Genomic DNA, 7,018 nt, shown 5'->3' with positions numbered 1-7,018 from the left:
TGTTATAGAAAGGACAAATGCTTGGTTGGATGCTTACAAGGCAATTCTGGTACGTTTTGAAACAAACAAAACTCATTGGAAAGCATTGCATCTATTGGCTTTTACAGTAATTTTATTGCGTCAACTTTGAACAACTTCTATGTAAACTTAGGCCACAACCAATTAGTTAGTTTTTAGAAAAGTAAGATATAAATCAACTACTTAGGGAATTATTTTCAGTATTTTGATTGTTTGCACACTATATATTTATTATTGATTACAAGCTGCTGGCTATTTTTTCAACAGGAATTGATAACTTTAGAACCCGGTAATTGTTTATCGAAGTATCGAAATCACAAATAAATGATTTATTTAAATATTTTAAAAAATAGTTAAATTTAAAATCAATATTCATAAATGTAAAATGATCTTCAATTACAACATAAAAATTACTAGTAGCTTTAGTTAATGAATTAATAAACATGGAATCTAGTTGATTGCTATCTCGTATTACCCAGTGATTTATTTTATAACCTCCTGAGCAATCTATATTAAATGGAACACCAAATAATTCATTAACTCCAGAATATTGATAATGCAAATTATGTTTTTGTTCATTTGGATACACAAAAATGGGTTCGTTTTCATTTTCAACTTCACACAAAAAACTATTCAATTCTTTAACAACATTCGGTTTACTTATATACTGATATTCTGATAAAACATTCATTGCCAAAATAAAAGATAGTATTATTATCTTAAGGTTGAAATTTAATGGCTTAATGACAAAGAAGAATAATAGAATTATCGGAAAATACAAAAACATTGTATGCCTGAAACAAATAAAATCGTCACCCATTGTAAAGTACAAAACTGACAAAGGAATAAACATAATTACCAACAAAAAGATGAGGTATTTTGCTTCATGCCGTATTTTCCCCCTATTAATAAATGCTGTTACTAATACAAAAACATAAACAATTCTGATTAAATAACGCAACCATCTTACGTCAGGAAAACTGTTGAAAGCAACTAAATTATCTTCAATTTTTACAAGAATGAACTTAAACATTCCCAAAACACCCGAGCCTTGCATGTTGTAAGCAAGATACGTTTCAACTTGCGAAAAGATGATTATGCATTGAAGGATTATTACTGTAATTGGTAAAATCATTAAAATACAATAACGAAAAAAATCTTTAAACCCTTTATGGATTAAAATAACACCACCTATTGCCAAAAGTAGAAAGCCAATATAGTATTGTGTTAAAATAGATATTGTTGCTACAATTGAAAAAAATATCTTTTCCTTCAAATCAGGTTTAATGTCTGATACATAGTATTTCAGAAACTGACAAATAAGGATTACGCAGATAAAAATTGTTAAACTATAATAGCGGATATTTACAGCTGAATATATTGCATTATGATTGATAGAAATAAATAGTAAAAAGAGTGTTAAAAGCAACTTTGACTTTTCATATTGCTTGATTATCATGTATATTTTAACCACACTTAATAGCATAAATATCAATGATAGAAAGCGTGCAAACATATAATTTGTGCTGATTAAACGCCAAATACCTAATATGAAATAGTATAAAGGTGCTTGCTCTTCCCAAATAAGTGCTTGCTGAATTACTTTTAATAAAGAAACCTCAGTTGTAATTAAGCTTGATGACTCATCAATCCATAAATCATTTGTGAAAATATGAATTATGCTTATCGTTGATAGAATAAATAATGAAATAATAAGCGGAAAATATTCTTTTAGAAAATCAAGGGTGTTTTTTCTCATTCTTTAAATTCTTAAAGATACTTGTTGACAGATGAAACATTTCTTCAAAATACCGTTTATTCTGTAATGCAATAAATCCTAAACTAAGAAGCTGCATAGAGACTACAAAAGTAAACCCTCCAACAAGAAATGAATATGGGCGTTCTTTAAATACAGTAGCAACTGCGCTTGTAAATATGTCGTCAAAATAATGATTTTCAATTACTATTTCCGGATAAACCTGGAAAGTATTGATCAATATCCAAACAATAATATATAAGGAAATTATCATGGTAAAAACCCCGGTAGCTACAAAATATATGTGAGGTCGAAAGATAAATCCAGACATTAAGCTTGAAACTACACCCCAAAGGAGTTTTATGCTCGAGCTTCTCTTTTTTCCAATTTCTTCTTGCTTAATCCAGTTTAAATGAGCTGGAATTTCTTCAATTCTGGCTCGTAGAATCATTCCTTTATATAATATTTCAGGATTTATTTCGTAATCCCTAGTTTTTAAATTAAGAGTTTTTATAAAAGTAGACTTATATGCCCTTACCATTGATGTATAAGTGTAATACTTATCCTGGGCTGCAAAGCGCATAAACTTGTTAGCAAATTTGCTCATTACCGCCCGTTTAAATGGCACATTAGATACCTTCCCACCCTTCATATAACAAGAAGCAAGAACAATATCAGCTTGTGCTTCGATTTGGCGTACAACTAGTTTTTCAATATGATCAACTGAATAGCTTAAATCAATATCAAGAACAACAATGATCTCTCCTTTCGCATTTTTAAATCCTGTTTGAATAGCGCGACCCAAATTCAAATTAACGGGATGATGGATCACTCGAAGAAATTCAAATTCATGTTCAAGCTTGTCCGCTATTTCACCTGTTTTATCCTTACTACCATCATTTATTAAAACTATTTCCCACTTATACTTATCTAGCTTTTGTAGGTACTCAACAACTTGATTAATGTTGTCATTAATAATAGCCTCCTCGTTATATGCAGGAATGACTAGAGTTATAAAAGGTTTATTATTCATGATGCTTTTTTTTCTCAAATATTACCCAAAAAATATCCAAAGGAGGGTAGAGTACTTTAAACTTAGAAATGAATGATCTACTTACTATTGATAAAATCTTCTTTACTAACTTTGAATTAGATTTATTTTCCATTAATGTAAATGCATGTTTTATAGCTATTTTCTTCTTTGGTTTTCCAAATTTAACCGGGCTGAAATTATGTTGTGCAAAAACATTTACAATACTACTTTTCGAAAACCAATGCAAAACCGAAGGAGGACTATACTCATGCCAATTTTTATTAAGTATTTTAGCAGGTATGCTATTTTTATCCCAGGATTCAATTAAAAGCAGACCATCATCTTTTAGTAAATCATATGATTTTTTAATAACTTTATCCAAATCATAAAAATGCCCTACCACCTGAATCATTGAAATCAAATCAAACTTTTTATCTGATTTAAAATCTTCAAAAGACGAATTGGTTATTGTTAAGCCTAAATCAGTTTTACCATAATTAACCATACTGGTATTTGGCTCAACCCCTTCTCCTTTCCAACCCTTTTCAATAAACCCTTTTAAAACAAAACCTGAAGCACTTCCAACATCTAGAACAGTTCCCGTTGGTTTAAACTTGGCTATTCTTTTGGCATATTTATGCCCATGTTCAATTAAGATATCCTTTTCTTGAAAATAATCTGGATATCCATCTTTACCTCCGAAAAAATAATGATCGTTATATGTCGAAGCTAAATGGTCGTGAAGCTCTCTATCAATTTTCGTGTAACGATGTTCACATATCAAGCAGTCATTTATAATATAATCATCTTTGATAAATCTTTCTTGAATAGAATCACATTCATTGATATGTTTACACTCTTTTACCTTTACCATAATTTAGTTTAAATGCCTTTCAGCATGAGTACTCATAAAACTTAAATCGTAATGCTTTTTCAATAAATTGATTACATATTTAAATACTTCTGCTTTCTTTTCACTCTCGATATTCATACCTGGAAAAAATGCCAACTGTGTTATTTGATCTCCGCCAATAACATCCAGAGGGTGTAATAAAAAGCTAGGTGTTGTATTGGTAATTTTACACATAAATATCGCAAAGCCTAAATAAAACTTCATAAGGAATTTCGAAATCCCACTCAAATACAACAAATAGCTCAGATGAAATGGTATTTTAATAACAGGAATGGTGGTAACTGGTATTTCCAATATTTTTTTTCCATTTGGAAGTTTGTGATAATAGGGTTTCAATTTTCGTAATCCATCTTTAAATGTTCCAAATAATTCACCTCTATCCTTCTTTTCCTCTTTTGATAAATCCGATTTCCAGAAATAATACATTCTAGCTAATGGACCTATGTAGGTTGGTAAAGTTGAAGCATCATACATATATCCTCTTTCTTCTAATACTTCTAATAAATCCATACTCCAACTAAAACCAGGTCCCCGGAAACCATTTGGTTGCTGACCTGTTGCTTTATTGATTGCCTCAATTGCAGTATCAATTTCTTCTTCCAGTTCTTTTCTTGAATATTTTTGCAACCAGGACTCATGCTTAAACGAATGATTTCCAATCTCATGACCTCTTTCCGAAATCATTTTAAGGTACTTTACATTCTTCTCATCTACTGCATCCTTTCCAACAATAAAAACTGTAATTTTTAATTCAAGTTCATCTAACAGGTCTAAAACATAGGGGACAAAAATTTCAAAGTAAGAGGGGTAACTTTCCCAACCCTCATCACCGTGGATTTTCATATAAGACCACTGATTATCAAGATCAAGAGAAATACTAGCTATCTTTTTTTTCTTCATGCAATAAATAATATTGGTTATCCAATAATTCCATCAAAATAACATCTCAAACAAAGTTTAAAATTCAGTCTAAATATTTCAAAAATACTTATCTACGGCATCTTCGGCTAACTTCACAGTATCGTTAACATTCAACGTACTATTTGTTATATATGACGAATTAATAATAAATATACCTTCAACAGAGGTTTGCATATTTGTTAATGAAATTGAATAAGCAATAGTTGGTAATGCAAAAACGTTTGCTGCTCTTGCAGTTTGAACACAGATAATATCCTCATCTTTGATTTCAGGATACATTTCTTTCAGTTTTGAAATAAAAATATTTTCAATTTCAGCATTCGATTTATGATAGAATTCATCTGAAGCTTTCACATATTTTGGAAGGTATATCAAACTGTAACCATTGAAATTTTTCCTGTCAACCAAGGCTCCCATTTCAATAATTCCGGTAAACGGTGCATCATCAGTTATGTTAGTAACATAATAGGGAGATAATTGGTTCTTAATTAATACAGAGGTACATACAACTCCTAAATATTGTATACTTTTCAGTTTTTCTATTTCAATATTTAGTAAATCCTTAATTAGCTCTGCATTTATTGATGAAGGAATAGTTGAAATTACGTTTTTAACATTTTCAATATGTCCATTTTCAAATACAATTTCAAATTCATTTTCTTTTTTAGTAATGCTCTTGGTAATGTGAGAAGTAAATACTTTAATACCTTTTGATTCAATATGCTTGTATAGCTTATCAAGAATGTTTGCATATCCACCAGAAACATATCCAAACATCTCTTTCTTTAATCCTGTATTTCTAGCTGCATACATGCGTTGAATTGTTGCCCAAATAAAAGCGGCTGATGTTTCTTTATAGTTTTCACCGAGCTTTGCGCGTAATAGAGGCAACCAAATTTTATTGAATGTATTTTTTCCTGACCATTTTGTTAACCAATTTTCAACTTTGATATTCTCTAGTCGTTTCCAGTTCTTCATTTTCGAAGCGGCAAAAATGGTTAGTCCTAAACGAAATTTATCAATGAGGTTTATAGGTGGAAATTTAAAAAACTCAATGAGGTTCGACATTGAAAAAAGTTTCCCTCCTGAATAGAAACCTGTTTTTGTTTCAACCCAGTTTGTCTCTTCTTCAAGCCCAATTTCCTTGATAATTTTTCGTGTGTATAAATCGGATAGTAAAACAACATGATAGAATTTATCCCAAACAATATCATCAATTTGCCATGCAGATGCCAAACCACCAAGACTTTCAGATGCTTCATATAAACTTACATCATATCCTTTCTCTGACATTCGCAAAGCAACTGTCATCCCCATCATTCCTCCACCAATTACTGCTACGGTATTCTTCATAATTAAGAATTAATACTGTTACACAAAGTCGCACAAAGTATTCACAGAGTTTCTCAAAGGATTAATTAATAATTCTTTTAAGTCCATTTTTAAGCAGGGGAACATTAAAGTTAATCAATAAGCCTAATTTGTAACCACCCAGTTTTAAATAGGTTAGTACTTGTGCTGTATGAACATCTGTAAAACTTTCTATACTTTTTATTTCTATAACAACTTTATTTTCTACCAATAAGTCTAATCTGTAGCCATGATCAAGTTTGACTTCCTTATAAACTATTGGCATTGGCTTCTCCTTTTCAACTTTCAATCCTTCAGTGACTAACTCATAAAATAAGCACTCCTGATATGCAGATTCTAACAATCCAGGTCCTAAAGACCTGTGTATCTCAATAGACTTGCCTATTATGAGCTTGGAAATCTCATTTTCAACCATAACTCTGTGATCCTTTGTCTTCTTTGTGAAACTTTGTGTAACAACTTTTATATATTATTAATGATCTCAACCATTTTGTCTGCATTATTACGTCCAAAAATATCCATTTGAACTTTAGTTGGATTGAAATTCATTATTTTTTCTGCATCTAAATCACTTTCTGGCTTCATTAGCAAGTTCCATCCCTCTTCAACAGTTTCTATCCATTCAGTTTCTGAGCGTAAGGTAATACAGGGTTTCATTAATATAAATGCTTCTTTTTGTATACCTCCCGAGTCTGTTAATATTTTCCTTGCATTCGATTGAAGATAAATGAAGTCCAAGTAGCCTAGTAGATCAACCATTTGAATATTTTTCCCGACTACAATTCTATTTGTATCTAGAATACTTTTTGTCCTTGGATGCACAGGAAACAAAACAGCTTCATCTAATTGGCTTAATGTGTCTAGGATATTTCTCAAAACGTTTGGATTATCCACATTATAAGGCCTATGAAGTGTCAATAAGTAATATGAGTTTTCTGTTAATTTCAGTTCATCGAGTATAATCGATTTTGATTTCGCTACTTCCAAATTTCTCATCAAAGCATCA

7 protein-coding genes are annotated in these 7,018 nt (G+C 30.7%); all 7 read right to left on the bottom strand.

The features are described from left to right. Positions 1-256: 256 nt before the first annotated feature. On the bottom strand, positions 257-1,777 hold the full coding sequence (locus tag HOG71_14265) for a hypothetical protein (protein ID MBT5992012.1): 1,521 nt from the start codon (positions 1,775-1,777) through the stop codon (positions 257-259). Then, entirely contained in the window at positions 1,758-2,807 is a 1,050-nt protein-coding gene (locus HOG71_14260) for a glycosyltransferase family 2 protein (GenBank protein ID MBT5992011.1), read from the bottom strand. Before HOG71_14260 ends, HOG71_14265 begins: the two co-directional genes overlap by 20 nt. Further along, positions 2,800-3,681 (bottom strand): methyltransferase domain-containing protein, encoded by an 882-nt coding sequence (locus HOG71_14255; GenBank protein ID MBT5992010.1) that lies wholly within the window; start codon positions 3,679-3,681, stop codon positions 2,800-2,802. The genes HOG71_14260 and HOG71_14255 overlap by 8 nt, the downstream gene beginning before the upstream one ends. Positions 3,682-3,684: 3 nt before the next feature. Next, complete coding sequence (locus tag HOG71_14250) at positions 3,685-4,620, bottom strand: polysaccharide deacetylase family protein (GenBank protein MBT5992009.1); 936 nt, start codon at positions 4,618-4,620, stop codon at positions 3,685-3,687. Between the two features lie 78 nt (positions 4,621-4,698). Further along, entirely contained in the window at positions 4,699-5,994 is a 1,296-nt protein-coding gene (locus HOG71_14245; protein ID MBT5992008.1) for an NAD(P)/FAD-dependent oxidoreductase, read from the bottom strand. A 61-nt stretch (positions 5,995-6,055) separates the two neighbouring features. Continuing rightward, positions 6,056-6,427, bottom strand: a complete 372-nt coding sequence (locus HOG71_14240; protein MBT5992007.1) for a GxxExxY protein — start codon at positions 6,425-6,427, stop codon at positions 6,056-6,058. Positions 6,428-6,474: 47 nt separating this feature from the next. Next, positions 6,475-7,018 (bottom strand): UDP-N-acetylglucosamine 2-epimerase (non-hydrolyzing) (locus HOG71_14235; GenBank protein ID MBT5992006.1); only part of this gene is annotated, 544 nt, incomplete at its 5' end.

The organism is Bacteroidota bacterium, assembly GCA_018698135.1.
Lineage (GTDB): Bacteria > Bacteroidota > Bacteroidia > CAILMK01 > JAAYUY01 > JABINZ01.
Note: the sequence above shows the minus strand (reverse complement) of the source record. Positions and strands in the feature narration are given on the sequence as shown.